General features: G+C 71.1%; 23 protein-coding genes. 10 read left to right on the plus strand and 13 right to left on the minus strand.

The genetic code is table 11. The features are described from left to right. Nucleotides 1–7: 7 nt before the first annotated feature. The gene (locus AUC44_RS10120) at nucleotides 8–2092 is read right to left on the minus strand and encodes a 3-hydroxyacyl-CoA dehydrogenase NAD-binding domain-containing protein (RefSeq protein WP_062158517.1); all 2085 of its coding nucleotides are present in this window, start codon (nucleotides 2090–2092) and stop codon (nucleotides 8–10) included. A gap of 145 nt (nucleotides 2093–2237) precedes the next feature. Here AUC44_RS10120 and AUC44_RS10125 point away from each other — a divergent pair, with 145 nt between their 5' ends. Then, nucleotides 2238–3254 (plus strand): NADPH:quinone oxidoreductase family protein, encoded by a 1017-nt coding sequence (locus AUC44_RS10125; RefSeq protein ID WP_062158518.1) that lies wholly within the window; start codon nucleotides 2238–2240, stop codon nucleotides 3252–3254. 58 nt (nucleotides 3255–3312) lie between these two features. On the opposite strand, the gene AUC44_RS10130 is transcribed toward AUC44_RS10125, so the two are convergent. From AUC44_RS10130 to AUC44_RS10140, 3 genes are all read right to left on the minus strand, one after another. Then, a complete protein-coding gene (locus AUC44_RS10130) occupies nucleotides 3313–3756 on the minus strand; it encodes a hypothetical protein (RefSeq protein WP_062158519.1) in 444 nt (147 codons plus the stop codon). 145 nt (nucleotides 3757–3901) lie between these two features. Beyond that, nucleotides 3902–4789 (minus strand): formyltetrahydrofolate deformylase, encoded by an 888-nt coding sequence (gene purU / locus AUC44_RS10135; RefSeq protein ID WP_062158520.1) that lies wholly within the window; start codon nucleotides 4787–4789, stop codon nucleotides 3902–3904. Nucleotides 4790–4856: 67 nt separating this feature from the next. Continuing rightward, complete coding sequence (locus AUC44_RS10140; protein ID WP_062158521.1) at nucleotides 4857–5450, minus strand: leucine zipper domain-containing protein; 594 nt, start codon at nucleotides 5448–5450, stop codon at nucleotides 4857–4859. A gap of 56 nt (nucleotides 5451–5506) precedes the next feature. On the opposite strand from AUC44_RS10140, the gene AUC44_RS10145 reads away from it, so the two are divergent. From AUC44_RS10145 to AUC44_RS10155, 3 genes are all read left to right on the plus strand, one after another. Then, on the plus strand, nucleotides 5507–6856 hold the full coding sequence (locus tag AUC44_RS10145; RefSeq protein WP_062158522.1) for an MFS transporter: 1350 nt from the start codon (nucleotides 5507–5509) through the stop codon (nucleotides 6854–6856). A gap of 27 nt (nucleotides 6857–6883) precedes the next feature. Then, nucleotides 6884–7972, plus strand: a complete 1089-nt coding sequence (locus tag AUC44_RS10150; RefSeq protein WP_062158523.1) for an aminopeptidase — start codon at nucleotides 6884–6886, stop codon at nucleotides 7970–7972. Nucleotides 7973–8165: 193 nt separating this feature from the next. Beyond that, nucleotides 8166–8426: a hypothetical protein gene (locus AUC44_RS10155; RefSeq protein ID WP_062158524.1), complete on the plus strand. Its 261-nt coding sequence runs from the start codon at nucleotides 8166–8168 to the stop codon at nucleotides 8424–8426. 144 nt (nucleotides 8427–8570) lie between these two features. Here the strand turns inward: AUC44_RS10155 and AUC44_RS10160 are convergent, their stop codons facing one another. After that, entirely contained in the window at nucleotides 8571–9209 is a 639-nt protein-coding gene (locus AUC44_RS10160) for a hypothetical protein (protein WP_062158525.1), read from the minus strand. Nucleotide 9210: 1 nt separating this feature from the next. Continuing rightward, complete coding sequence (locus AUC44_RS10165; RefSeq protein ID WP_062158526.1) at nucleotides 9211–9984, minus strand: phage holin family protein; 774 nt, start codon at nucleotides 9982–9984, stop codon at nucleotides 9211–9213. 61 nt (nucleotides 9985–10045) lie between these two features. Here AUC44_RS10165 and AUC44_RS10170 point away from each other — a divergent pair, with 61 nt between their 5' ends. From AUC44_RS10170 to crtI, 3 genes are all read left to right on the plus strand, one after another. Further along, nucleotides 10046–10753, plus strand: a complete 708-nt coding sequence (locus tag AUC44_RS10170) for a class I SAM-dependent methyltransferase (protein WP_062158527.1) — start codon at nucleotides 10046–10048, stop codon at nucleotides 10751–10753. Between the two features lie 66 nt (nucleotides 10754–10819). Continuing rightward, nucleotides 10820–11713, plus strand: a complete 894-nt coding sequence (locus AUC44_RS10175; protein ID WP_062159786.1) for a phytoene/squalene synthase family protein — start codon at nucleotides 10820–10822, stop codon at nucleotides 11711–11713. A gap of 58 nt (nucleotides 11714–11771) precedes the next feature. Continuing rightward, nucleotides 11772–13478 (plus strand): phytoene desaturase family protein, encoded by a 1707-nt coding sequence (crtI, locus tag AUC44_RS10180; RefSeq protein WP_062158528.1) that lies wholly within the window; start codon nucleotides 11772–11774, stop codon nucleotides 13476–13478. A gap of 205 nt (nucleotides 13479–13683) precedes the next feature. Here the strand turns inward: crtI and AUC44_RS10185 are convergent, their stop codons facing one another. From AUC44_RS10185 to AUC44_RS10215, 7 genes are all read right to left on the minus strand, one after another. After that, a complete protein-coding gene (locus AUC44_RS10185; RefSeq protein ID WP_062158529.1) occupies nucleotides 13684–14853 on the minus strand; it encodes a phenylacetate--CoA ligase family protein in 1170 nt (389 codons plus the stop codon). A 173-nt stretch (nucleotides 14854–15026) separates the two neighbouring features. Next, on the minus strand, nucleotides 15027–15863 hold the full coding sequence (locus AUC44_RS10190) for an ABC transporter ATP-binding protein (protein WP_062158530.1): 837 nt from the start codon (nucleotides 15861–15863) through the stop codon (nucleotides 15027–15029). Between the two features lies 1 nt (nucleotide 15864). Further along, nucleotides 15865–17049 carry an ABC transporter substrate-binding protein gene (locus AUC44_RS10195; protein ID WP_062158531.1) on the minus strand — a complete coding sequence of 395 codons (1185 nt, stop codon included), beginning with the start codon at nucleotides 17047–17049 and terminating at the stop codon, nucleotides 15865–15867. A gap of 82 nt (nucleotides 17050–17131) precedes the next feature. After that, entirely contained in the window at nucleotides 17132–18211 is a 1080-nt protein-coding gene (locus tag AUC44_RS10200) for a branched-chain amino acid ABC transporter permease (RefSeq protein WP_062158532.1), read from the minus strand. A 167-nt stretch (nucleotides 18212–18378) separates the two neighbouring features. Continuing rightward, on the minus strand, nucleotides 18379–19281 hold the full coding sequence (locus AUC44_RS10205; protein ID WP_062158533.1) for a branched-chain amino acid ABC transporter permease: 903 nt from the start codon (nucleotides 19279–19281) through the stop codon (nucleotides 18379–18381). Continuing rightward, complete coding sequence (locus tag AUC44_RS10210; protein ID WP_062158534.1) at nucleotides 19278–21218, minus strand: AMP-binding protein; 1941 nt, start codon at nucleotides 21216–21218, stop codon at nucleotides 19278–19280. The genes AUC44_RS10205 and AUC44_RS10210 overlap by 4 nt, the downstream gene beginning before the upstream one ends. After that, a complete protein-coding gene (locus tag AUC44_RS10215) occupies nucleotides 21215–21988 on the minus strand; it encodes an ABC transporter ATP-binding protein (protein WP_062158535.1) in 774 nt (257 codons plus the stop codon). The genes AUC44_RS10210 and AUC44_RS10215 overlap by 4 nt, the downstream gene beginning before the upstream one ends. A gap of 268 nt (nucleotides 21989–22256) precedes the next feature. Here AUC44_RS10215 and AUC44_RS10220 point away from each other — a divergent pair, with 268 nt between their 5' ends. From AUC44_RS10220 to AUC44_RS10230, 3 genes are read left to right on the plus strand one after another with little or no spacing between them, the layout of a single operon-like run. Next, nucleotides 22257–23810 carry an AMP-binding protein gene (locus AUC44_RS10220; protein ID WP_062158536.1) on the plus strand — a complete coding sequence of 518 codons (1554 nt, stop codon included), beginning with the start codon at nucleotides 22257–22259 and terminating at the stop codon, nucleotides 23808–23810. A 10-nt stretch (nucleotides 23811–23820) separates the two neighbouring features. Further along, nucleotides 23821–24459, plus strand: coding sequence for a ribonuclease HII (locus AUC44_RS10225; protein ID WP_062158537.1), 639 nt, complete (start codon nucleotides 23821–23823; stop codon nucleotides 24457–24459). A 23-nt stretch (nucleotides 24460–24482) separates the two neighbouring features. Then, nucleotides 24483–25034, plus strand: coding sequence for an MOSC domain-containing protein (locus AUC44_RS10230; RefSeq protein WP_062158538.1), 552 nt, complete (start codon nucleotides 24483–24485; stop codon nucleotides 25032–25034). The last annotated feature ends 55 nt before the right edge of the window (nucleotides 25035–25089 follow it).

Raw genomic sequence — 25089 nt, forward strand, 5'->3', positions numbered from 1 at the left:
CCTGGGCTCAGCGGCCCCGGCTGGCGTCCAGCCCGGCGAAGCTACCGCCCTCGTCCGCGAGCCGCTTCAGGAGGGGTGCGGGCGTCTGGCCGTAGCGTTCGAGGTCCGCCACGACGCCCTGCAGGCCCATCTCGTCGGCGTACTGCATGGGGCCGCCGCGGTAGGCGGGGAAGCCGTAGCCGTACAGGTAGATCACGTCGATGTCCCCGGCGCGCGCGGCGATGCCCTCGTCGAGGATCTGCGCGCCCTCGTTCACCAGGGTGTACGCGAGACGTTTGGTAAGTTCCTCGGTGCTGATGTCGCGGGGCGTGACGCCCTTCTCGGTGCGGTACGTGTCGATCAGGGCCTGCACGTCCGCGTTCGGGCGGGGTGTGCGGGTCTCGTCGTAGTCGTAGATGCCGCCGCCCGTCTTCTGGCCCTTGCGGCCGGTCTTCACGATCCGGTCAAGCCAGCCGTCCGGCTCGGGTTCGCCGCTGACCTTCGCGCGGTGCACGCGGATGGCGTGACCGATGTCCAGACCGGCCATGTCGCTCATCTGGAAGGGCCCCATGGGGAGGCCCAGGGCGTTCATGGCGGCGTCCACGTCCTCGGGGCGGGCACCTTCCTCGACGAGCTGGCGGGCTTCCTCGCCGTAGCGGTGCACCATGCGGTTGCCGACGAAGCCGTCGCACACGCCGACGACCACGCCGACTTTCCTGATCCTGCGGGCCAGGGCCATGCTGGTCGCCAGGACCGTGTCGCTGGTCTTGTCGGCGCGGACGATCTCCAGCAGTTTCATGACGTTGGCGGGGCTGAAGAAGTGCAGGCCGATGACGCTCTCGGGGCGGCTGGTGACGGCGGCGATCTCGTTCACGTCCAGGGTGCTGGTGTTCGTGGCGAGGATCGCGCCGGGCTTGGCGATGGCGTCGAGCCGCGTGAAGATGTCCTTCTTCACGTCCATGTTCTCGAACACCGCCTCGATGATGATGTCGGCGTCCGCGAGGCTGCCCATATCGAGGCTGGGCGTCAGCAGGCCCATGCGGGTCTCGACGTCGCCCTGGCTCATGCGGCCCTTCTTGGCGGTGTTCTCGTAGTTGCGGCGGATGACGCCCAGGCCCCGGTCGAGCGCCTCCTGGGTGGTCTCCACGATGGTCACGGGAATACCGGCGTTCAGGAAGTTCATGGCGATGCCGCCGCCCATGGTGCCCGCCCCGATGATCCCGGCGCGGCGGATGTCCAGCGTGGGCGTGTCCTTGCCCAGGCCGGGGATCTTTGCGGCCTCGCGCTCGGCGAAGAAGACGTGCCGCAGCGCGCGGGACTGCGGGGAGTCCTTCGCCTGCATGAACTTCGTGGCCTCGGCGGTCCAGCCGTCCTGGAAGGGGGTGGTGGCGGCCATCTCGGCGAGGTCGATGATGAGTTCCGGGGACAGCTGCCCCCGGTGGGATTTCTTGATGCCCTGGCGGGCGGCGGCGAAGACCTCGGGGCTGGCGCCCTCAACGCTCCGCTCGCTGATGCGCGGGAGGGGCCGGGCGTCGGCGACCTCACGGGCGAAGGCGACTGCGCCGCTCAGGAGGTCCCCGTCGATCAGGCGGTCGATCAGCCCGACCTCCTGCCCCTCGGTCGCCTTGATGGGCTCGCCGCTGAGCATCATCTCCAGGGCCTTCTGGGCGCCGACCACGCGGGGAAGGCGCTGGGTGCCGCCCGCGCCGGGCAGGACGCCCAGTTTCACCTCGGGCAGGCCCAGTTGCGCGTCGGGGGTCGCCACGCGGTACGTGCAGCCCATGGCGAGTTCCAGCCCGCCGCCCAGCGCGGTGCCGTGGATGGCGGCGACGGTGGGTTTGGGAAAGGCATCCAGTTTGTCGATGGTGCCGCGCAGGTCCGGCGCCTGCTCGCGGGGCAGGTTGAAGGTCTTGATGTCCGCCCCGGCCACGAAGGTGCGCCCCCCGCCGATGATCACGACGGCCTTGACGCTGTCATCTGCGGCGGCGGCGTCCAGTCCGGCCTTGAGGCCCTCCGGGACGCCGGGGCTGAAGGCGTTCACGGGCGGGTTCTGGATGGTCAGGATCAGGACGTCGTCCTGGCGGGACTGCGCGACGATGTTCTCGGTGCTCATGCGGGGCCTCCTGCGGGGCGGTTGGGTTGGGGGTGCGGGTCTGCGGCCCCAGCTTTCCACGAAAGGCCGGGGTGGTCAAACACGTTCACGTTCAGAGTGTACGTTGACGTTCACTTCCGCGCGGGGGCGGGGTATGCTGCCGGGCATGACCGACTCCCAGACTGCCGCCACCCCGCAGGCCAGCATGCGCGCCATCCGCGTGGAACGCCTCGGCCCGCCCGACGTCATGCAGCTCCAGGACACGCCCGTCCCCTCCCCCGCCCCCGGCGAGGTCCGCGTGCGGGTCGAGGCGGTCGGCATCAACTTCGCCGACGCGCTGGCCGTCGCCGGGGAGTACCTCACCCGCACGCGCGTGCCGTACACGCCCGGCATGGAATTCGCCGGGATCGTGGACGCCCTGGGTGAAGGTGTCCAGGGCGTGCAGGTCGGCACGCGGGTCGCCGCGCTGGGCGGCAGCGGCGCCATGGCCGAGTACGCCACCGTGCCCGCCGCCGGGCTGATCCCCGTCCCGCAGACCCTGAGTGGCGCGCAGGCCGCCGCGTTCCCCGTGTCGTACTTCACCGCGTACCACGGCCTGAAAACCCTCGGGCGCGGCGAGGCGGGCGAGTGGGTGCTCGTGCAGGCCGCCGCCGGGGCGCTGGGCACCGCCAGCATCCAGCTCGCCAAGGCGCTCGGCATGAACGTCATCGCGCTGGCCAGCACCGACGAGAAACTGGAGATCGCCCGCACCCTGGGCGCGGACGTCACGATCCTCCAGGACGACCCGGACCGCGTGAAGAAGGTCCGCGACGCGGCGGGCGGCAAAGGTGTGCCCCTGATCCTGGAGGTCGTGGGCGGCAAGCGCTTCCAGGAGAGCCTCGACATGGCCGCCAGCCGCGGCCGGATTATCGTGATCGGCAACGCCAGCCGCGAGCAGGCGAACCTGCGCCCCGTGGAACTCATGAAACGCAACCTGACGGTCACGGGCCTGTGGCTGACCAGCCTCATGAGCGACGCGCCCGCCACCGCCGAGGCCGCGCGCGCCCTGGCCGAGCTGGTCGGCAGCGGAAAGGTCATCCCACAGGTGGGCCCCACCTACGCCCTGGATCAGAGCGTGCAGGCCTTCGAGGACCTGCTCAACCGCCGGACGACCGGCAAGGTCATCATCGAACCCGGCCGCTGACCGACAGCTGCGGCAGCAGAGGAGGGCCCGGTACGCACGGGCCCTCCTCTGCTACGGGTTACTGCGTGAAGAAACGCAGCAGGGGCCGCCACCAGGGAATGGCGAGCAGGATGGTCACGAGGCTCAGCGCCGTCCAGAGGGTCGCGGCGCGGAACTTGCCCTGGTCGGTGGCGGCCTTGCGGGCCTGCACGCTGGCCAGGGTGCCGAACACGGCGGCGATGATCCCCAGGCCCAGGTGCTCCCACTGGAAGCTGGTGCGCGGCGCACCCGCGAACACGGGGATGTTCTGCATGCCCATGAACGCGAACAGCAGCAGGCCCAGCACGACCTGCAGGTGCAGGCTGCCCATGAACATCACGACCGGGCGGCGGTCGGCGGGCGTGAAGGTCCGCCCACCGGACGCGCCGGGCACAGTGCGGGTCAGGGCCCAGATGCCCGCAATGAGGATCAGCCAGCGGTTGAGGTTGTGGAGGGTCAGGAGCACGAGGTACAGGGTCGCCATGCCCGTCAGCCTAACCTGACCGATCGGTAAGCTCAAGGGACAGGGAGCTCCGGGCCGTGAGCTGTGGGCTATGAGCAGGAGGATCCTTGACTGCCGGTGTGCCTCACCGCTCAGAGCCCATAGTCTATAAGCTCAGCGCCTCCGCTCAGAACACGACGGTCTTGTTCCCGTACACGAGCACGCGGTCTTCCACGTGCGCCTTCACGGCGCGGGCCAGCACCTGCCGCTCCACGTCGCGCCCGATGCGCATCAGACTGTCGGGCGTCTCGCGGTGCGTGACCGGAATGACGTCCTGCGCGATGATCGGCCCGGCGTCGAGTTCCTCGGTGACGTAATGGCTGGTCGCGCCGATGAGTTTCACGCCCCGGTTGAACGCCGCGCGGTAGGGGTTGGCGCCCACGAACGCCGGCAGGAACGAGTGGTGGATGTTGATGACGGGCCGCCCGAAGGCCCGCAGGAAGTCCCCGCTGAGGATCTGCATGTAGCGGGCCAGCACGGCGAAGTCCGCGCCCGCCTCGTGCATCAGGCGGACCTGCTCGGCTTCCGCCTCGGCCTTGGTGTCCTTCGTGACGGGCACGACGTGGAAGGGAATGCCGAACATCTCCGCGTCGCGGCGCAGGTCGTCGTGGTTGCTGATGATCAGCGGGATCTCGATGTTCAGTTCGCCCCGCCGCTTGCGCCACAGCAGGTCCAGGAAGCAGTGGTCGTAGCGGCTGACGAGCAGCGCCATGCGTTTGGGCTGCGTGGTGTACGAGACGCGCCACTCCATGCCGAACGGCGCGGCGACCACGGTCGCGAAGGCCCGCTCGAACTGGTCCCGGGCGAGATCCAGGCCCGCGAGGTGGAATTCCATGCGCATGAAGAACGTGCCGCCCGCCGGGTCGGTGCTGTGCTGGTCGCTGTGCAGGATATTCGCGCCGTGGTTGTGCAGGAACTGCGAGACCGCCGCGACGATCCCGCCCCGGTCGGGGCAGGTGATGGTCAGGACTGCGGTGTTCAGGGGGTCGAGCGCGGCTGGGGCAGGCACCGTCATATCCGGCGAGGATACCGCACCGCGCCTGAAGCGCGCCGGACCCTGCCCAGACCGTGCGGCGGGCCGGTCAATTCAGGTCCAGCAGGTCCACGCGCAGCCCCACGCGCTGGCCCTCCTCCCGGCCGCTGTACGTGGCGATCACCGCTTCCAGGTCGCGTTGCAGGTCGCGGGCCTCCTGCGGCGTGAGGCGCAGGGTGGCGGTCCGCAGCTGCCACAGGGCGCCGGGCGCGGCGGGCTGGGATTCAGGGCCGTGCTGGATGACGAGGCCGCCCTGGTCGTTCAGGTGAACGTGAATGACCTGCACGTCGTGCGCGGCGCGGGCCATGCGGTCCAGCACGCGGCGGTTCCAGTAGCCGTCCCCGAAGGTGCGTTCCCGGTCGGCCAGGGAAAGGGCGGCCACGTCCACCTCGAAGGTGTCGCTGACGGCGCGGTAGGTGGTCATGGGGCGCCCGCGCCGGGCGCGCTGGCCGGTGACGGTCAGCAGGCCGGCAGCCACGAAGCGCCCCACGGCATGGTGCAGGCGCTTGAACGGTACGCCCAGTTCGCGTGCGGCGGCGGCGACGGTCTGCTCGGAGCGCATGAAGGGCTTGAGGAGCTGCGCGGTGTCCACCTGCGTCAGGAGGGCGGCGGCCGCGGCGGTCGTGATGCGGTGGGGCGGCATGGCTCTAGTTCACAGGACGGGTGGTGGTGGAACAAGAGGGGCGCCTACGGTGCCGTATGACCACTCCTCGTCATCTTCGGGGCCTGCGGGCGTACGCGCTGCTGTGGGCCGGTCAGGGCGTGGGCTCGCTGGGCCTGGGCCTGACGGCGTTCGCGCAGGCGGTGTGGCTGTGGGACCAGACACACTCGGTCACGGCGAGCAGTCTGGTCACGCTGGCCACGACCCTCCCGGCGTTCCTGGCGGCGCCGTGGGTTGGGGCGCTGGTGGACCGCTGGCACGCGCAGCTGCGCCGCGTCCTGGCCCTCGGGGACGGTGCGCGGCTGCTGCTGGCCCTGCTCACGCTGGGTCTGCTGCACGCGGGGCAGCTCACGCCCGCGCTGCTGTACGCGCTGCTGGCGACCGAATCGGTATTCACGGCCTTTCACTGGCCCGCGGCGTCCGCAGCGGCCCGCGCGCTCCTGCGGCCCGACGAGTACACGCGGGGCAGCGGCGTGCAGATGCTGGCCCTGTCGGCCAGTGGCGTGCTGGCCGCGCCATTGGGGGCGCTGCTGTACCCGCGCGTGGGTCTGGGCGGCGTGGTGGCGCTGGACGTCCTGGGAAGCGTCATCGCGCTGGGAAGCGTCCTGCTGCTGCGCCTGCCCGCCCACGCTGGGACCGACACGCCCCGCGCCGCACCAGTGGGCCTGCGGGACACGCTGCGGCGCAGTCTGCGCTTCCTGGCCGCGCGGCCCTCACTGCTCACGCTGCAGCTGGTGCTGACCGGTGGGTACTTCGTACAGGGCGTGTACGCCGCGCTGCTCACCCCGCTCGTCCTGTCGCTGGGGACGGGCGGGCAGGGCCGGCTGGCGCAGGTGTCCATGGCGGGCGGCGGGGCGGCCCTGCTGGGCGGCGCGCTGCTCAGCGTGTGGCGCGGCTGGTCACGGCAGACGCCGGTGTTCGTGGCGGGGTGGACGCTGGTCCTGCTGGGCGTGCTGGGCACCGGCCTGAGCGGTGCGCCCGGCGTGTGGGCAGCCTGCGCGGCCCTGATCGCGCTGGGCATCACGGCGTTCGGCACGGCCAATCAGGCGATCTGGCTACAGCAGACGCCCCAGGAGATTCAGGGCACGGTGTTCGCGCTGCGGCGCATGCTGGGCATGTCCACGCTGCCCCTGGCCGCCGCCCTGTCGGGTCCGCTGGTGGACCGCGTGCTGGCCCCGCAGGTGAAGTTGCCGCTGCTGGGGTCCGGTACGTCCGGCGCGATCCGGCTGCTGCTGGTCACGCTGAGCGTGCTGGGACTGCTGCTGCTGGCGGGCGTGGTCCGCTCCGGCCGCCTGCGCGGCGCGGAACCCGGCCCGGCTCCTGCCCTGGACCGGCGTCCAGACGGCGCGGCCACCGTCCGGACCGTGCCGGGGCGCCGCACGTCCTGAACCGGCGGATACGGTAGCCTCGCGGGCATGCACACCCACCTGATCGCGTATGACCCGGACCTTCACGCGGCCCTGCTGGCCGACTACTGCCTGTCGGCCGCGCCGGGCGAGCGCCTGCTCGTCGCCGGGGGGCAGGCGGCGACGCCGCTGATCCGGGCGGTGACGCGGGCGCTGCTCACGCGCGGCGCGCGGCCTGTGGTGCGCGTGGACTACCCGGGGCAGCAGGAGGACTTCGCGGAGCTGGCCAGTGACGCGGTGCTGGACGCCATCCACCCGGCGGACCTGTCGGACGTGGAGGCGCTGGACGGCAGCCTGCGCGTCCTGACGCCCGCCGAGCCCCGGAGCGTGGACGCCTCGCGCCGGGCGCGGCTGCTCGCGGCGAACGCGCCGGTCGCGTCGGCCCGCGCGCGCAGGAAATGGAGCCTCACGCTGTACCCCACCGCGTACGCGGCGGCGCAGGCAGGCATGAGCGAGGCGCAGTTCGGAGATTTCGTGATGCGCGCCATGTTCCTCGAGCGCGCCGACCCGGTGGCCGCCTGGGGCGAGGTCCGCGCGACGCAGGCCCGCATCATCGAGCGCCTGACCCGCGCGGACGTCGTGCGGATCGAGGCGCCCGGCACGGACCTGACCCTGCGCGTGGGGGGCCGCACCTGGGCGAACAGTGACGGCAAGCGCAACATGCCCAGCGGCGAGGTCTTCACCGGGCCGCACGAGGACAGCGCCGAGGGCGTCGTGACCTTCACGGTGCCCGCCGAGTACCAGGGCGTGATGGTGCGCGGCGCCCGCCTGGAATTCCGGGGGGGGCTGGTCGTGAACGCCAGCGCCGACGAGGGCGAGGCCGCGCTGCACGCCGCGCTGGACACCGATCCCGGGGCGCGGCGCCTGGGCGAACTGGGCATCGGCACGAACGGCGGCATCCAGGTGCCGACCGGGAACATCCTGTTCGACGAGAAGATCGGCGGGACCGTGCATCTCGCCATCGGCAAGAGCTACCCGGAGACGGGCGGCGTGAACGCCAGCGCCGTGCACTGGGACCTGATCACGGACCTGCGCCGCGGGGGCCGCCTGAGCCTCGACGGCGAGGTGGTGCAGGAGAACGGCCAGTTCCTGATCTGAACCGGGGGTCCTCCGGGGCATGGATGGCAGGTTGGTGGCGGCAGGAGTGAGTGGACCGACACCGTTCGGCCGGCGGCCACGGGGTCGTCCAGAGGCCCGCGCGGCGATATGAAGCGCGGCTGAATGTTCGATGATGGTCAACTGAATTCACTTCACGTCCAACAGTCGGGGCAGACCGACACACTGTGAACAGATGAGCCGCTGCCCCCTGGACGCCTGCCTGCGCCTTTCGACGATCGAGGTGCCGCTGCTGGTGCCGGCCGCCGCGCCGCTGCTCTTTGCCCTGGCACGGCGGCACGCCCTGCCCGATCCGGAGGAGTTCACGTATCAGGTATTGAGCCGCGTGGTGCAGGAGCGGGACTGCTGGTTCCGCTCGGATCTGCCCGCCCGCGCGTGGATCTGTGGCCTGGCGATCCAGGTCGCGCAGGTGCACGCCCGGCCCGCCTCCGCCTGAACGCGCAGGGGGCGTCCCGTCCGGACAGGCGGAGAGGGGCAGCGCGGAGAGCCTCTCCCTTCGGCCTCCTGCATCCCGTCCACCGCCCGCCGGGGTCATGACAGCGGCGGCCCCTGATAACGGGGCCGCCGCTCGCCGCGTGGTTCAGCGCCGGTTGGGGTTGCTCAGGTCGTCCGGGGCGATGGGGCTGCCCTCGGCGGCGGCCTTCACGGTGCTGACCGGCGCGCTGGCCGTGGGGGCGGGGGCGGCGCTGCCCTCGGCCGGGGCCTGCTGGGTGTAGCTCTGGGCGCTGGCGGCGGGGGTCGTGCGGGTGAAGGCCCCCACGCCGCTGCTGACACTCGGGCTGACCTGTCCGCCGGGGCCCCGCTGCGCGGGCTGATCGGCGCGGTCGCGGGGATGGCCGGCCTTGTCGAGCAGGCCGTCGGCGAGGGTCTCCAGGCGGGGCGTGATGACCTTGTCCATCAGGGTCTTGACGGCCAGGGTGCCGAGGGTCGCGACGAGCGCGCCGCCCACGCCACCCCCGCCCTTCTGGGTTTTCTGGGCCTTGATCAGCGCCTTCTGGTGCTTGGCGGGGCTCTCAGCGTCCACGTAGATCTTGCGGCTGCGGCGGAACTGCCGGCCCACCACGATCCCCATCAGCGCGCCGACGGCGGAGGCGCCGCCCAGCATCTTCAGGGGGTCTTTCTGCATCTGGACGTGCAGGCTGGCCTGCTGCGTCAGGGCGTCCACGCTCTGCTGGAGGCGCTGGCGGGCTTCCTCGCGTTCCGTGAGGTACTCGGCCATGTCACTTGCCGCCTTTCTGCATGTCCTCGCGGAAGGTGGGGGTGGTGCTGACGCTGATGCCGGGGGCGTCCTTGAGCACCCTGGGTTCCTGGAGGTTGGGGTCGTGGTCGTGGTGGCCGCTGATCTTCTTGTTCAGGCCGCTGCCGTAGTTGGCGGCTTCCCCGCCGGGTTTGCTCTCGTACACGGGGACGGTCTGGGGGCCTTCCTCGGTGCGGACGACGGCCACGCCGTCGGCTTCGCTCAGGACGCGGTTCTCACCGGCGGCGTGTTCCTGCGCGTCGCGGCGCAGCTCGACCTTGGGGCCGCTGTCGTTGTGGGAGTCCCGCGCGGCGTTGCTGCCGGTGGGGGCGGGGGCACCGCGGCCACTACTGGCGCCGCTGCTGGGGCTGACGGGCTGGGTAGGGGTGTACTCCGTGTCGTCCATGCTGTCCCTCCGGTGGCGGGGTTCGTCCATCTGAACGTCCGCGCCGAGTTTCTTGATCCCCATGACGATCAGGGCGGCGGTCACGATGAAGCTGACGATGGCGATGATCAGCGCGGCCGCCCAGGCGCCCAGGCCCAGGCGCATCAGGCCGTAGAACACGGCCAGGATGATGAAGATCAAACCCAGGATGAGGGGCCCGGTGGCGGCGAGCAGCAGCACCGCGCCGATGCCCTTGGCCTTGGCGATCTGACCGGCCTTGCGGGCGACGGCCGTGATCTCCGATTTGACGAGGGTCACGCCCGCGTCGAATACGTCGACCAGGGCGCCTCCCATACTCTTGCGTTCTTCCATGCTTCCTCCGGGTGAAGCCCTCACGTTTCATGAACGGGGGGCGTGAAGTGCCCCCAGCATAATGAACCTCGTGCCCTCTGCCGCGCAGGCGAAAGAAAACCTGAATCCGGACGCACATTCCGCGCCGGCCCTGAGCGCCGCCCAGCGCAGCAACCTCCTGCCCCTGACGGCGTGGGGCTACGCGTGGTGGCGCGAGCGGTCCCTGGGGCTGCTCGGCGCGCGCGGCTTCACGCTGGAGCGCGAGGCCGCGCTGTTCACCGCGCTGTGCCGCCCCGCCACCGGGCAGCGCTGGCTGGACGTGGGCACCAGCGCGGGCTTCTACGCGGGCGTGCTGGCCCGCGCGGGCGCGCAGGTCACGGCCGCCGACCTGAGCCCGGCGATGCTGGCGGTCGCCGCGCGGCGTGAGCCGGATCCCGCGATCACCTGGGCGAACCTGAACGTGGAGGCCAGTGGCCTGCCGGACGCCAGCTTCGACGGGATCACGGTGGGCGCCACCCTGAACGAGACGCACGACCCGGCGCGGCTGCTGGGCGAACTGGAGCGGCTGCTACGGCCCGGCGGGCAGCTGTGGCTGATGTACCTGCGCCGCACCGCCGGGCCCGTACAGGAGCTGCTGTCGCGCCCGGCGCTGGGCGGCCTGACCTTCCCCGACCCGGCCTGGGTGGCGCGGGGGCTGCCCGGCTGCGAGCGCACCGACGGCCTGGGCGTGGGCGCGGCGCAGTTCGACCGGTTCGAGCGGCGCGCGGCGGCCCCCGGGGGCACTCTGTAACAATGCGTGACGTTTACGCGCCCGGCCCCCCGTACACTCCCTGCAAAGGAACCCAACGTGACTGACCTGACCTTCACCTCCGCATCCCCCCCCGGACTCGACCGGGCCGTGGCGCACTGTCAGGACGTGACGCGGGAGCACAGCAAGACCTTCTACCTGGGGTCACGCTTCTTCCCGGCGGCGCAGCGCCGCGCCGTGTGGGCCGTCTACGCGGCCTGCCGCGACGGGGACGACACCGTGGACGAACTGAGCGGCCACGCCGCGCAGCTGGGCCTGGACCAGTGGTGGACGCGCGTGCAGGGCGCGTTCGCCGGCCGTCCCGGCGACCACCCGATCGACATGGCGCTGGCCTGGGCGGCGCGCGAGTACCCCATCCCGCTCTCCGCGTTCGCGGAACTGCACGAGGGCCTGCGCATGGACCTGAGCGGGCACGAGTACCACTCCATGGCCGACCTGATCCTGTACTGCCGCCGGGTGGCGGGCGTGGTGGGATTCATGATCGCGCCCGTCAGCGGGTACAGCGGCGGCGAGCGCACCCTGCACGCCGCGCTGATGCTGGGGCAGGCCATGCAGCTCACCAACATCCTGCGGGACGTGGGCGAGGACCTCACGCGCCGCCGGGTGTACCTTCCCTCAGAGCTGCTGGCCGAGTTCCGCGTGAGCCGCGCCGATCTGGAACGCGGCGTGGTGACGCCCGAGTACCGCGCGCTGATGCGGCACCTGAGTGCCCTGGCGCGCGAGTGGTACGCCGAGGGCCGCCAGGGGATCCCCTGCCTGCACGGCAGCGCCCGCTTGGCCGTAGCGACCGCCGCCCGAGCCTACGAGGGCATCCTGGACGACCTCGCCCGGAACGACTTCGACAACTTCGGCCGCCGCGCGCACGTGAGCGGCCCGCGCAAGCTGATGATGCTGCCGCAGGCGTGGTGGGAACTGCGCACCGCGCCCGCGCCGCTGACCTGAATCCAGCCCTCTCATCCCGCGCCGCCCGCAGCACTGGGGCGGCGGGAGGTTGCCACGAATGACCCCTGACCGCACCACCACGCCCGCTGCCGCACGCCGCAAGACCGCCCTGATCGTCGGGGCCGGGATCGGGGGCCTGTCGCTGGGCATCCGCCTGCAATCGCTGGGCTTCGACACGACCATCGTCGAACGCCTGGACCAGCCGGGCGGGCGCGCGTACCAGAAGCGCACCGCCGACGGGTACGTGTTCGACATGGGCCCCACCGTGATCACCGTGCCGCACTTCATCGAGGAACTGTTCGCCCTGGAACGCGATAAAGGAATGCTGGGCGAGGCCGACTACCCCGCGCAGGTGCTCGCCCCGGACGCCCGCGTGCGCGAGGGCGAAAGCGGCGGCGAACGCACCCGCGACTACGTGAAACTCGTGCCGATCCTGCCGTTCTACCGCATCTACTTCGATGACGGCACGTTCTTCGACTACGACGGCGACCCGGTCAGCACCCGCCGCCAGATCGCGGACCTGGCCCCGGAGGACCTCGCGGGCTACGAGCGCTTCCACGCGGACGCGCAGGCGATCTTCGAGCGCGGCTTCCTGGAGCTGGGCTACACGCACTTCGGGGACATGCCGACCATGCTGCGGGTCGTGCCGGACCTGATGCGCCTGGACGCGGTCCGCACGCTGTTCTCGTTCACGAGCAAGTACTTCTCTAACCCGAAGATGCGGCAGGTGTTCTCGTTCGAGACGCTGCTCGTCGGCGGGAACCCCCTGAGCGTCCCGGCGATCTACGCGATGATCCACTTCGTGGAGAAGACCTGGGGCATCCACTACGCGATGGGCGGCACCGGCGCGCTCGTGGACGCCTTCGCGCGCAAGTTCGAGGAACTGGGCGGCACGCTGCGCCTGAACGCGGGCGTGCAGGAGATCCTGGTCACCGACGACCGGGGCCGCCCGGTGCGCCGCCCCGGCGGGAAGCGCGTGGCGCGCGGCCTGCGCCTGGAGAGCGGTGAGGAGCTGCACGCGGACATCGTGGTCAGCAACGGCGACTGGGCGAACACGTACCTCAAGCGCGTGCCCGCCGCCGCGCGGCTCGTGAACAGCGACGTGCGCGTGAAGGCTGCGCGCCAGAGCATGAGCCTGCTGGTGATCTACTTCGGCTTCCGCCAGGAAGGCCCGGCGCTGAACCTGCGCCACCACAACATCATCCTGGGCCCGCGCTACGAGGAACTGCTCACCGAGATCTTCGGGAAGAAAGTGCTGGGCCGCGACTTCAGCCAGTACCTGCACGTCCCCACCCTGACCGACCCCACCCTGGCCCCCGAGGGCCACCACGCCGCGTACACGCTGGTACCCGTTCCGCACAACGCCAGCGGCCTCGACTGGAACGTGGAGGGGCCCAAACTGGTCGAGCGGGTGTACGACTTCCTGGAGGAACGCGGGTACATCCCGAACCTGCGCGCCCGGCTGACCCACAGCGAGTTCATCACGCCCGACTACTTCGAGGGAACCCTCGACAGTTACCTCGGGAACGCCTTCGGGCCCGAGCCGCTCCTGGCGCAGAGCGCGTACTTCCGCCCGCACAACCGCAGTGAGGACGTCCGCAACCTCTACATGGTCGGCGCGGGCGCGCAGCCCGGCGGCGGCACGCCCAGCGTCATGATGAGCGCCAAGATGACCGCTCGCCTGATCGCGCAGGACTTCGGGATTCACCCGAGCGTCCGCGACGGCGTCCCGGAACGGAACACGGCGGAGCTCGCCGCCGACTGACTCCATCCACGACAGGCGGGCGACCTGCACGGACAGCCGCAGGTCGCCCCTGACCGGCGTTGCGAGTGACTCCACGTCATTCGGAGTCGCCCGGTGATCTCCTCACCCTTCGGCCGCTCCGCTCCTCCCCCGCCCCAGGGGGGAGTGGGCAACGCAACACGATCACCCTGGACACGAGTCACTGTCATCCCGTGTGACGTGCTGTTCAGTGCCGCTCGTCCCGCACGCCCTGCCCCTCGTGCGTGGCGTCTACGGTCAGGTCGTCCAGGCGGAAGGCAAACCGCCGCTGGAAGTCCACGCGCAGCGCCTCCAGGTCGGGGGCACTCGTGCCGGGCAGCGGGGCAGCGGTGACGCCCACGCGGTCCGCGCCGCCCGGCGACCAGACGCGCAGCGTGTGCCGCGCGTGATCCAGGCCGTGCCCGGCCAGCCAGAACGCCACCTCGCGCGGGTAGAGTTTCACGCCCTTGACCTTCAGCATGCCGCTCACGTTCCCGAACACCCCGCCGGGCAGGAACGTGCCGTCCGCGCGCCGGTCCAGGCGGGTCAGGTCGCCCGTGCGGAAGCGCAGCAGCGGCATCGCCTCGCGTGTCAGGTGCGTGACGACCAGTTCACCCCGCTCGCCGTCCGGGAGGGCCGCGCCGGTCTCCGGGTCGATCACCTCCAGGAACACCCAGTCGTCCAGCACGCGCAGGCCCAGCGCGGGATCGGTGGTCTCGGCGGCCATCAGGCCCGCCTCGCTGCTGGCGTACACGTCGGCCGCGCGGCAGGTGACGCCGTCGCCGCTCAGGGCGGCCTGCACCCGCTCACGCCGCCCGGCGACGCTGCTCAGCGGTTCCCCGCTGGCGAGCAGCAGCGGCACGCGCGCGCCGGCCTCGCCCAGCCGCTGCGCGAAGGACGGCGCGCAGGCCAGCACGCCCACCTGCAGGCGGCGGATGGTGTCCAGTTGCGCGTCGGTCTCGCCGGGCCCGAATGGAATCACGCACGCGCCGAGTTCCTCCAGCGGTCCCTGGAACAGCCAGCCGCCCGCGAACCGGTGGAAGCCGAACGCGACCTGCGCGGTCACGCCTCCCGTCACGCCGGCGAGGGCCAGGGCCCGCGCGCCCGCCCGCGCGTGCCCGAGCAGGTCGGCGGGTGTGGCGTACTCGGGCAGCCAGTGTCCGCCAGGGTGCGGGGTGAGGTACGCGCGCGTGGCGGCCGGGTGGCGCAGCTCGCCACGCGTGAACGCCCCGGTCAGGTCCTCGCGGGTCAGGAAGGGCACGTCCGCCCAGGGGGTCCCGGTCGGGTCGGGCAGCGCGCGGTACAGCGGCAGACCGCGCAGGCGCGACAGGAGGTCCGGCGCGTGGGGCGGGGCGGGGGCGGGCAGGGTGACGGTCATGCGCGGGGCACCTCCGGGATGGGGCGTGATCTTGGGCGGGTCACACGGACTCCGGTTGAAAGGTGTGCAGAACCTGTCAACCCGAGCGGATGCGAGGAGCAGCGCGGGTTCAGAGCGTAGGGGTGGCAACCCGGACCTTCACCGGGCTGCCGACGAAACACACGGAATCCGGGTCACATCCAGCGTTTGCGGCGCTTGTAGCTCTTGACGTCACGGAAACTCTTGCGCTGGCCGTGTTCGGTGACGCCCAGGTAGAACTCCTTGACGTCCGGGTTGCCGGACAGCCAGGCGCTCTCGCCTTCCATGACGATCCGGCCGCCCTCCATGACGTACCCGTAGTCGCTGTGGGCCAGGGCGACGGTGGCGTTCTGCTCGACGACCAGGACGCTCAGGCCTTCCTCCCGGTTGATGCGGCGGACGTTCTCGAAGATCTCCGCGACGAGCATCGGGGCGAGACCCAGGCTGGGTTCGTCCAGCAGCAGCACGCGCGGGTGGGCCATCAGGGCGCGGCCGATGGCGAGCATCTGCTGCTCCCCGCCGGACGTGTAGCCCGCCTGCCGGTGGCGCAGCGTGCGCAGCTTCGGGAAGTACGTGTAGATGCGTTCCAGGTCGTCGCGCCAGCGGCCCCGGCCGAGGATCGCCCCGGCGCGCAGGTTCTCCTCGACGTTCAGGTGCTTGAACACGCGGCGGCCCTCGGGGACCTGCACGACGCCGCTCTTGACGACCTCGGTGCCGCCCAGGCTGCTCAGGGTCCGCCCGCCGAAGCTGACGGTGCCCTCGCGGATGCGGCCGTTCTCGGGCTTGAGCAGGCCCGAGATGGCGCGCAGGGTGGTGGTCTTGCCCGCGCCGTTCGTGCCGAGCAGGCTGGTGACCTGCCCGGCCCGGACGGTCAGGGACACGCCGCGCAGGACCTGCACGATGTCGTGGTACACGACCTCGACGTTGTTCACGGTCAGGTCGCCGTGCGGGGCGGGCGCGGGCGGATTCGGGGCGGGGTGCGTGGCTGTCATGTCACTTCAGGGAGTGCACGAGGGGGAAGATCGCGCTGCGCTGCGCGCCGGTGATCGCCTTGAAGTTCCCGGTGCTGTCGGCCTGCAGCAGGCGCAGGCTCTCGGCGCCGATGTGGTCCTTGGCGCTGAACGTGACGGGCCCGACCGTGAAGCCCGGGTTGAACGCGCGGCTGCCGGTCATGGAGGTGATGCCCTTGTACACCCCGGCGGCGCTGGGGTCCTTGCTGCGGCGGATCGCCTCGATGGCGATGCTGGCGGCCAGCATGCCGCTGGTGTAGTGCACGCTGCGGATCGTGTCGGGTTTGCGGTTGTTCGCCGCGCCGATCTTCTTCACGAGCTGAATGCCGGGTTTGTCGGCCTCGTCGAACATGTAGTAGCTGGTCGCCCAGATGAAGTTGTTCGCGGCGTCCCCGGCCAGGCGGGTCAGGTCCTCGCCGCCCGCATAGTGCGCGCCCATGAACTGCATCTTGCCGAGGAGGTTCAGGCGTTTGGCGTCCTTGAGGATGTTCGCGACCGGTCCGGCGGTGTTCTGGTTCAGGACGTACTTCACCCCGGCGGACTCGAAGCGTTTGAGCAGGGCAGTGTTGTCGAGGTTGTTCCCGCCGACCTCCTGTACGTCCACGATCTGCACGCCGAGGCGCTGCGCGGCCTTGCGGACGTCGTCCACGGGGGCGCGGCCGAAGGGGCTGGGGTTGACGACCAGCGCGATCTTTGCGCCGCGGTCCTTCTTCGCGACGTACTCGACGAGGCTCACGAGCTGCTCGGAGTACGAGCTGATCGGCAGGAAGATGTACTGGCTGTCGGCGCCGTCCACGTTCCCGATGTGGTAACTGCCGGGCAGGGTGGGCACCTTGACTTCCTGGACGGTGCTCTTGAGTTGCAGGGTGCCGCCCGTGGAGTAGCCCAGGAAGGCGCTGGCGTTCATGTTCCCGACGTAGTCCTCGAAGTTCCGCTGGGTGTTGGCGTTGTTGTACTGGTCGTCCCGGACCACGCAGTTGAGCTTGATGCCGGGCAGGGTGTTCTGGCTGACGGCGTAGCGGCAGTAGTCCTCGACCCCGGCGGCGTAGCTGGCGCCCGCGTCGCTGGTGGGGCCGGTGATCGCGCCGGACCAGCCGATGGTGGCGGTCTTCTGCGCGGCGGCGAGGCTCAGAGTCAGCAGGGCGGACAGGGCGGCAGCTCGTTTCATGGTGAAACCTCCGTGGGGCTGTGGGCGAGGCTGAGGGCGGGGGCGGAACTTCGGTCGGCCCGGCGGGGGGCGCGTGGGGGGGTCAGAATTTGAACGGCCAGCGTTTGAAGTACAGGCGGGTCAGGCGCCACCAGTTCGCCAGGCCGCGCGGCTCGAACATCAGGAACAGCACGATGGCCATCCCGAACGAGAACGGACGCAGCGCGGAGGCGACGTCCACGCCCTCGGCGAATGCGGTGACGCGGCCCAGCAGGGCGCTCTGGCTCAGGAGTTCCACGCTCCGGTCGAGTCCCACGATGAACAGCGGGCCCAGAAACGAGCCGGGCAGGCTGCCCAGGCCGCCCACGATGGCCATGGCGAGCAGTTTCACGGACAGGCCCAGGCTGTAGTCCTCGATCACGGCGCCCTTCTGGAAGTACATGAACAGCCCCCCGGCCACCCCGGCGTAGAACGAGCCGATCAGGAAGGCCGTGAGTTTGGCGCGACCCGGGTGGATGCCCATGGCGGCGGCGGCGCGGTCGTTGTCGCGCACGGCGATCATGGCGCGGCCGTGGCGGGTGCGCAGCACGTTGCGCCACAGCAGCGCCACACTGATCAGTACCGGGAGGCTCACGAGGTACCAGAAGACGTTGTGGTTCAGGAAGGAGTCCTTCACGCCGAACGCCTGCGGGGTGGGGGGTTTGATCACGCCGCCCTGTTCGAGCAGCGGCGCGTGCCCCACGCCCCACTCGAAGATGATCTGGAACGCCAGCGTGGCGATCGCCAGATACAGGTACTTCAGGCGCAGGCTGGGGAGCCCGACGAGCGTGCCGATCAGGGCGCCCGCCACGCCGCCCAGCGGGATCGCCAGGTAGAACGGGAGGTTCAGGCGGGTGGCGGCCAGCGCGGTGGCGTACGCGCCGACACCCATGAACGCGCCCTGCCCGATGTTGATCAGGCCGGTGTAGCCGGTGGTGACGTTCAGGCCGATCACCGCGACGCTGAAGATCACGATCTGCGTCAGGTACGGGAACCACGCGCGGGGCACGATCAGCGGCAGGACGGCCAGGACGGCGATGAGCAGCAGCAGGCTGAGCTGCTCGGCGTAGGTGGCGAAGATCGTCTGGTCCTGCGTGTACCGCACGCGGTAGTTGCCGGTCTGCGTGAAGCGGGAGGCGGGCATGTCAGCGGTTCTCCTGGGGCATCTGCCGTAACGGCCTGTCGCTCACGGCCGAGCGGGGCGAGTGGAATTCACTGAGGGGGGCGGGCTGGAACAGCTGCGCAGCAGAGAATGGAAGCGTCAGGAATGCCCTTTCCTGCTGCACGTCGGCGCACTGCTCCTGGGGCGCGTTACACACGTTCGATCTCCTTGGTGCCGAACAGACCGTAGGGGCGCAGCAGCAGCACGATGAGCAGCACGATGAACGGGAAGACGTCGCGGGTGCCGCCGCCCGGCACGAGGCCGTCGAGGTACCCGGCGGCGAGGTTTTCCAGCACGCCGATCAGGATGCCGCCCACAATGGCGCCCAGGACGCTGTCCAGCCCCCCGAGGATCACGACCGGGAAGACCTTCAGGCCGATGCCGGCCAGTCCGGTGAGGGTCAGGCCGCTCATGAGGCCCAGGATGACCCCGGCGGCGGCGGCGGTCAGGCCCGCGAAGGCCCAGGCGAGGGCGAAGACCCGCTCGACGCTGGTCCCGACGGACATGGCGGCCATCTGGTCGTCGGCGACGGCGCGCATGGTGATGCCCATGGTGCTGCGGTTGAAGAAGTACGTGAACCCGCCCAGCAGCGCCAGCGCGGCGAGCACCCCGGCGAGCTGCACGCGGGACAGCTGCGTGCCCAGCAGGTCGATCCCGGCGCCGCCCAGCGCGGCGGGCGTGGTGAAGCTGAAGTTGCCCGCGCCGTAGGGCGTGAGGTGCAGCAGGCCGTCGACGACGCTGGCCAGTCCGATGGTGACCATGATGACGCTGATGATCGGTTCGCCCACCATGCGGCGCAGGAACACCCGTTCGATCAGCATGCCCAGCGCGAAGGTGGCGAGCATGGCGAGCAGGCCCGCCAGCCAGAAGTTCATGCCGGACTGGGTGAGGGCGAAGGAGATGAACGCGCCGGTGGCGATCACCTGCCCGTGCGCGAAGTTGATGACGCGGCTGGACTTGTAGATCAGCACGAAGCCCAGCGCGGCCAGCGCGTAGATGCTGCCGATCACGACGCCGGCGAGCAGCAGTTGCGGGAGCAGGTCGAGGTTCATGCGGTCACCTGCCGCGCGCGGGGCGCGGTCACCGGGGCGGGGGAGTCGGCGCGGTGGATCTGCACGTCGGTGTCCATGTGCTGCTCCTGGCCGTCCTGGTAGCGGAAGGTGGCGTGGACGCGCACCTGCTGGCTGCCGTCGTACAGCGCGTCCACGATGGGGGCGTACTTGGCGCGGATGGCCGCGCGGCGGACCTTGCCGGTGCGGGTCAGTTCGTCGTCGTCCGCGTCGAGCAGCTTGTACAGCAGCACGAAGCGCCGCACCCGTTCGTGCTCTTCGAGCAGGTCGTTGATACCCGCGACCTCCTTGCGGATCAGGTCGGCCACCTCGGGTTTGCCGCTCAGGTCCATGTAGGTGGTGTAGGCGAGGCGGTGGCGTTCGGCCCACTGCCCGGCCGTGAGCGGATCGACGTTCAGGAAGGCGGTCACGTCGTCCTGCCCGTCGCCGAACACGACGGCTTCCTTGATGTACGGGCTGAATTTCAGGCGGTTTTCGATGTACTGCGGGCTGAAGGTCTCGCCGCCTGCGGCGCGCATGACGTCCGACAGGCGGTCGATGACCACGAGGTGCCCCTCGGGGGTCAGGCGGCCCGCGTCGCCGGAGTGCAGCCAGCCGTCCCGGATGGTGTCGGCGGTGGCGTCCGCTTTCTTGTAGTAGCCCTGGCACACGGCGGGGCTGCGCGAGAGGATCTCGCCGGTGTCGCTGATGCGGCACTCGCCGCCCGGCAGGGGCAGCCCGACGGTGTCGAAGCGGACGTCCCCGTCGCGGTGCACGTACGCGATGCCGATGTTCTCGGTCTGTCCGTAGATCTGTTTCAGGTTCACGCCCAGGCCGTGGTAGAAGCGGAACACGTCCGGGCCGAGGGCCGCGCCGCCGGTGTAGGCGTGCTTCAGGCGCAGCAGGCCCAGCTGGTCGAGCAGCGGGCGGGTCAGCGCGTGGTACGCGACGAAGCGTTTCAGGGCGGCCAGTCCGGTGGGCCGCTTGCCGCGCAGGCTGGCGTCGGCGGCGTCGGTGCTCCAGCGCAGCAGGGTGCGGTACGCGGCGCGGTTCAGCGGGTAGGATTCCTGCACGCGCAGGAACACCTGGCTCTGCAGGCCCTCCCAGATTCGGGGCGGGGCGAACATGAAGTGCGGGCCGATCTCGACGAGGTCGTGCATGGCGGTGTGGCTGCTCTCGGGGAAATTCACGGTGACGCCGTTGGCCAGCGCCACGCCGACGGTCATCATCTGCTCGCCGATCCAGGCCATCGGCAGGAAGCTCAGGTAGTCCTGCCCGGCGCGGAAGCCCTCGACCTGTCCGAGGGCCTGGCCCATGAACAGCAGGTTGCGGTGGCTGAGCATGGCGGCCTTGGGCTGTCCGGTGGTGCCGCTCGTGAGGCTGAAGTGGCACACGTCGTCCGGGTGGCCCAGGGCGGCCTCGCGGGCGTAGTGGTCCTCGGGTTGCGCGCGGCCCAGCGCGAGCAGGTCGCCGAAGGTCATGATCCAGTCGTCCCCGGCGTGCTTGCTCATGCCGCGCGGGTCCTCGACGATCACGCGCCGGACCTGACCGAGCGCGGCGCGGCGTTCCAGGAGTTTGTCGACCTGTTCCTCGTCCTCGCACAGGACGACGCTGGCATCGGTGTAGGTCAGGACGTACTCGACCTCGGCGGCGACGCTGGTGTGGTACACGCCGACGCTGATCGCGCCGAGGGCCTGGGCGCCCAGTTCGGTGTAGGCCCAGGCGGGGATGTTCTCGGCAATGATGGCGACCTTGTCGCCGCGCCGGACGCCCAGGGCGTGCAGGCCGGCGGCGACCTCGCGGGCGCGTTCGTGGTACGCGGCGTAGGTCGTCTCCTGCCAGATGCCCAGCTGCTTGTGGCGCAGCGCGACGGCGTCCGGGGTGTCGTGGGCGCGCCGGGCGAGCAGCTGCGGGAGGGTCAGGCTGGTGACGTCGGTCATGCGCTGAGCTCCTGCGCGCCGGTGTACGCGGCGATGACGCGCGGGTCGGCGCTGACCTGCGCGGGGGTGCCGGCGGCGATCAGCTGCCCGAAGTCCAGGACGTACACACGGTCGCTGATGTCCATGACGACGCCGAGGTCGTGTTCGATCAGGACGACGGTGACGCCGTGCTCGCGGTTGATGTCGAGAATGAAGCGCACCATGTCTTCTTTCTCCTCGACGTTCATGCCGGCCATGGGTTCGTCGAGGAGCAGCAGGCGCGGCGCGAGGGTCAGGGCGCGGGCGACCTCGACGCGTTTCTGGATACCGTAGGCGAGGGTGCCGACCGGATGGGCGCGGTGTTCCTCGAGTTCCATGAAGTCGATGATGCTCTCGACGTAGGCGCGGTTCTCGGCTTCCTGGCGGCTGGCGCGGCCGTAGTAGAGCAGGCTGCTCAGCAGGCCGTAGCGCAGGTGGGTGTGGCGGGCGAGCAGCAGGTTCTCGGTGACGCTCAGGCCGCGGAACAGTTCGAGGTTCTGGAAGGCGCGGGCGACGCCGTAGCCGGTGATGACGTTGGGCGCGGCGTGCGTCAGGTCGTGTTCCCCGAAGCGGATCTGGCCGCGGGTGGGGTGGTAGAAGCCGCTGACGCAGTTCAGGAGGCTGGTCTTGCCCGCGCCGTTGGGGCCGATGATGCTGACGATCTCGCCTTCGGGAACGGTGAGGCTCACGTCGGTCAGGGCGTTCAGGCCGCCGAAGGTGAGGGTGACGTTCTCCACGTGCAGTTGCGGCATGGCACCTCCCGGCGCGGGGCCGTGGGCGGAACTCGCGGGTGTGGCAGGGGTGTCCGGCTTCGCGGGGGAGCCGGGCGTCGGAACGTGAATTTGGGTGAGTCGATTATGCGGATGGGGTGGGTCGGCTGCCAGCTAACCTGACTAGACAGATCGACCTTTCCTGAGAATATGACTCTATTGATCTAGACAGGTCAGTGAGCCCACCGTTCCATGCGGGCAGACTGATTTTCCGCCCCCACACGCGCCCCACCCCGCCCAGAGGCCCCCCGTGAAGATCCCCCTCAGCCCACTGAGTGCCGTCCTGCGCGCCCTGACCGTCCACGCCCACCGCCCCGCCCTGCAGGCACCGGGCGAAGCGGCGCTGACCTACGCCGACCTCGCCGGGGCCACCGCCCGCCTCGTCACGCACCTGCGGGGGCTGGGCGTGCAGCCCGGCGCGCACGTCCTGCTGATCGGCCCGAACACCGCCGACGCCCTGCTGGCCTTCCACGCCGTCCCGCTGGCCGGGGCCGTGATCGTGCCCCTGAACCCCGCCTTTCCCGACGACGCCCTGCGCTTCCTGGCGCAGCACGCCCAGCCCACCGCCGCGCTCATCGACACCCGCGACCTCCCCCGCGTGCAGGACACCCTGAAGGCCCTGAACGTCCCCGTGGTCCCCACCGGACCCGGGGCGCCGCTGCTGGGGCGCCTGGGCGGCCTCTCCCCCGCCCCGCTGGCCCTGCCGGACACGCTGGACGAGGACCAGCCGATCAGCATCAACTACACCAGCGGCACCACCAGCGACCCCAAGGGCGTCATGCTCACGCACCGCGCCGCGTTCGTGAACCAGGCCAACCTCCTGTACCACCTGAACCTCCGGCCCCCCAGCCGCTACCTGCACGCCCTGCCCCTGACGCACGGCAACGGCTGGGGCAGCCCGTGGACCGTCAGCGCCGCCGGGGCGACCCACCTGCTGCCCGGCGACTCGCTGCGCGCGGACCTGCTCACGCGCGGCGTCACGCACCTGTGCGCTTCACCCGCGCTGCTCGCGCCGCTCTCGGATCCGGCCGCGCCCCTCACGCTGGGCAGCCCCACACGGGTGCTCGTGGCGGGCACCAGCCCCGGCCCGCGCCTGCTCGGCACGCTGACCGGGCAGGGCTTCGAGGTGCTGCACGGCTACGGCCTGATCGAGACGAGCGCCCTCCTCACCCTGACCGACCCGGCCGACCTGCCCCCCACCCCGCCCGGGCAGCTGCCCGCAGCCCTGAACCGCCAGGGACACCCCATGGCGTTCGCCGGGGAGGTGCGCGCCGTCACCGAGGACGGCCAGAGCGTCCCACACGACGGCTTCACGCCCGGCGAGATCGTCGTGCGCAGCAATCAGGTCATGCGCGGCTACCACCGCAACCGCGCCGCGACCCGCCGCGCCCTGGACGGCGGCTGGCTGCACACCGGCGACCTGGCCGTCATGCACCCCGACGGCCGCCTGGAGATCCTCGACCGCGCCGGGGACCTGCTGCACTTGGGCGGGCAGCCGGTCAGCAGCGCGCAGGTGGAGGCCGCGCTGTACCGCCACCCCAGCGTCCGCGAGGCGGTCGTGGTGGCCGCCCCCCACCCGGACGCCGGGCAGATCGCCGTGGCGTTCGTGACCCTGCACCCCGGCGCGCAGGTTCAGGGCCGCGAGTTGCAGCGCTTCTGTGAGCCGCTGCTGCCCACGCACGCCTGGCCGCGCCGCGTGCACGTCGTGACTGACCTGCCGAAAACCGCCAGTGGAAAGGTGCTGCGGCACGTGCTGCGCCGCCGCGCGGCGGGCCCGGAGGCGTCGGCGGCGCCGCTGCGCTAGGGTACGCGCGATGACCCGACCCTCCGTCACCCCCGACTGGTCCTTCGAGCGTGAGCACTGGCGGCGCGGCTTCTTCCGCGTGGCGGGCGTGGACGAGGCCGGGCGCGGCGCGTGGGCGGGGCCGGTGACGGTCGCGGCCGTGATCCTGCCGGGCGCGGCGGCGGAGTACCCGTTCCGGGACAGTAAGCAGCTCAGTGCCGCGCAGCGGGAAGCCTACGCGGCGCAGGTGCGCGAGGTGGCGGTGAGCTGGGCGGTGGAGCACGCCTGGCCGGACGAGATCGACCGCCTGAACATCCTGGGCGCCACCCACGCGGCTGCCGCCCGGGCGCTGGCGCGGCTGGACCCGCCCCCGCAGGCGCTGGTCACGGACTACCTGAAGCTCCGCACGGACCTGCCCCTGACAGCCCCGCCGAAGGCCGACGCGCTGAGTTACTCGGTGGCCGCCGCGAGCCTCCTGGCGAAGACGGAACGCGACCGGCTGATGCTGGAACTGGACGCGCAGCACCCCGGCTACGGTTTCGCGGGGCACAAGGGGTACGGCGCGCCCGCCCACCGCGCGGCCCTGCGTGACCTGGGCGTCAGTGAGGCGCACCGCCGGTCGTTCGCGCCGATCCGGGCGCTGCTGAACGAACCCGAGCGGCTGCTGTAGCGGGTGCGGGGTACGCTCGGCGCATGACGATCCATGAGGCCGAGGTCATCGCCGTCGCGCGGGACGGCACGCACCGCTTCAGCAAGGCGCCGCAGCCGGGGATCACGCTGCTGGCCGGGCTGGGCGTGCAGGGCGACGCGCACGCGGGCGACACGGTGCGGCACCGCTCGCGGGTCCGGGCGGACCCCACGCAGCCGAACCTGCGACAGGTGCACCTGATCCACGCCGAACTGTTTGGTCAGGTCGCGGCAGACGGCTTCCGGGTGCAACCGGCTGACCTGGGGGAGAACATCACGACGCGCGGCCTGGACCTGCTGGCCCTGCCGCGCGGCACGCGGCTGACCTTTCCGTCCGGCGCGGCGGTCGAGGTGACCGGCCTGCGCAACCCCTGCGCACAGATCGACGCGTTCCAGCCGGGCCTGATGCGCCGCCTGATCGGCACGGACGACGCGGGCGCCCCGGTGTTCCTCGCCGGGGTGATGGGCGTCGTGGTGGAGGGGGGCGAAGTGACACCCGGTGACACCATCCACGTGACTCTGCCGCCGGAACCGCATGAGTCCCTGCGGCGCGTGTAACCATGCCGGAAGCGCCCGTCTGAGCATGACTCCCGGACGCGGCGCGGCTTCCTGA

Source organism: Deinococcus actinosclerus (genome assembly GCF_001507665.1).
Lineage (GTDB): Bacteria > Deinococcota > Deinococci > Deinococcales > Deinococcaceae > Deinococcus > Deinococcus actinosclerus.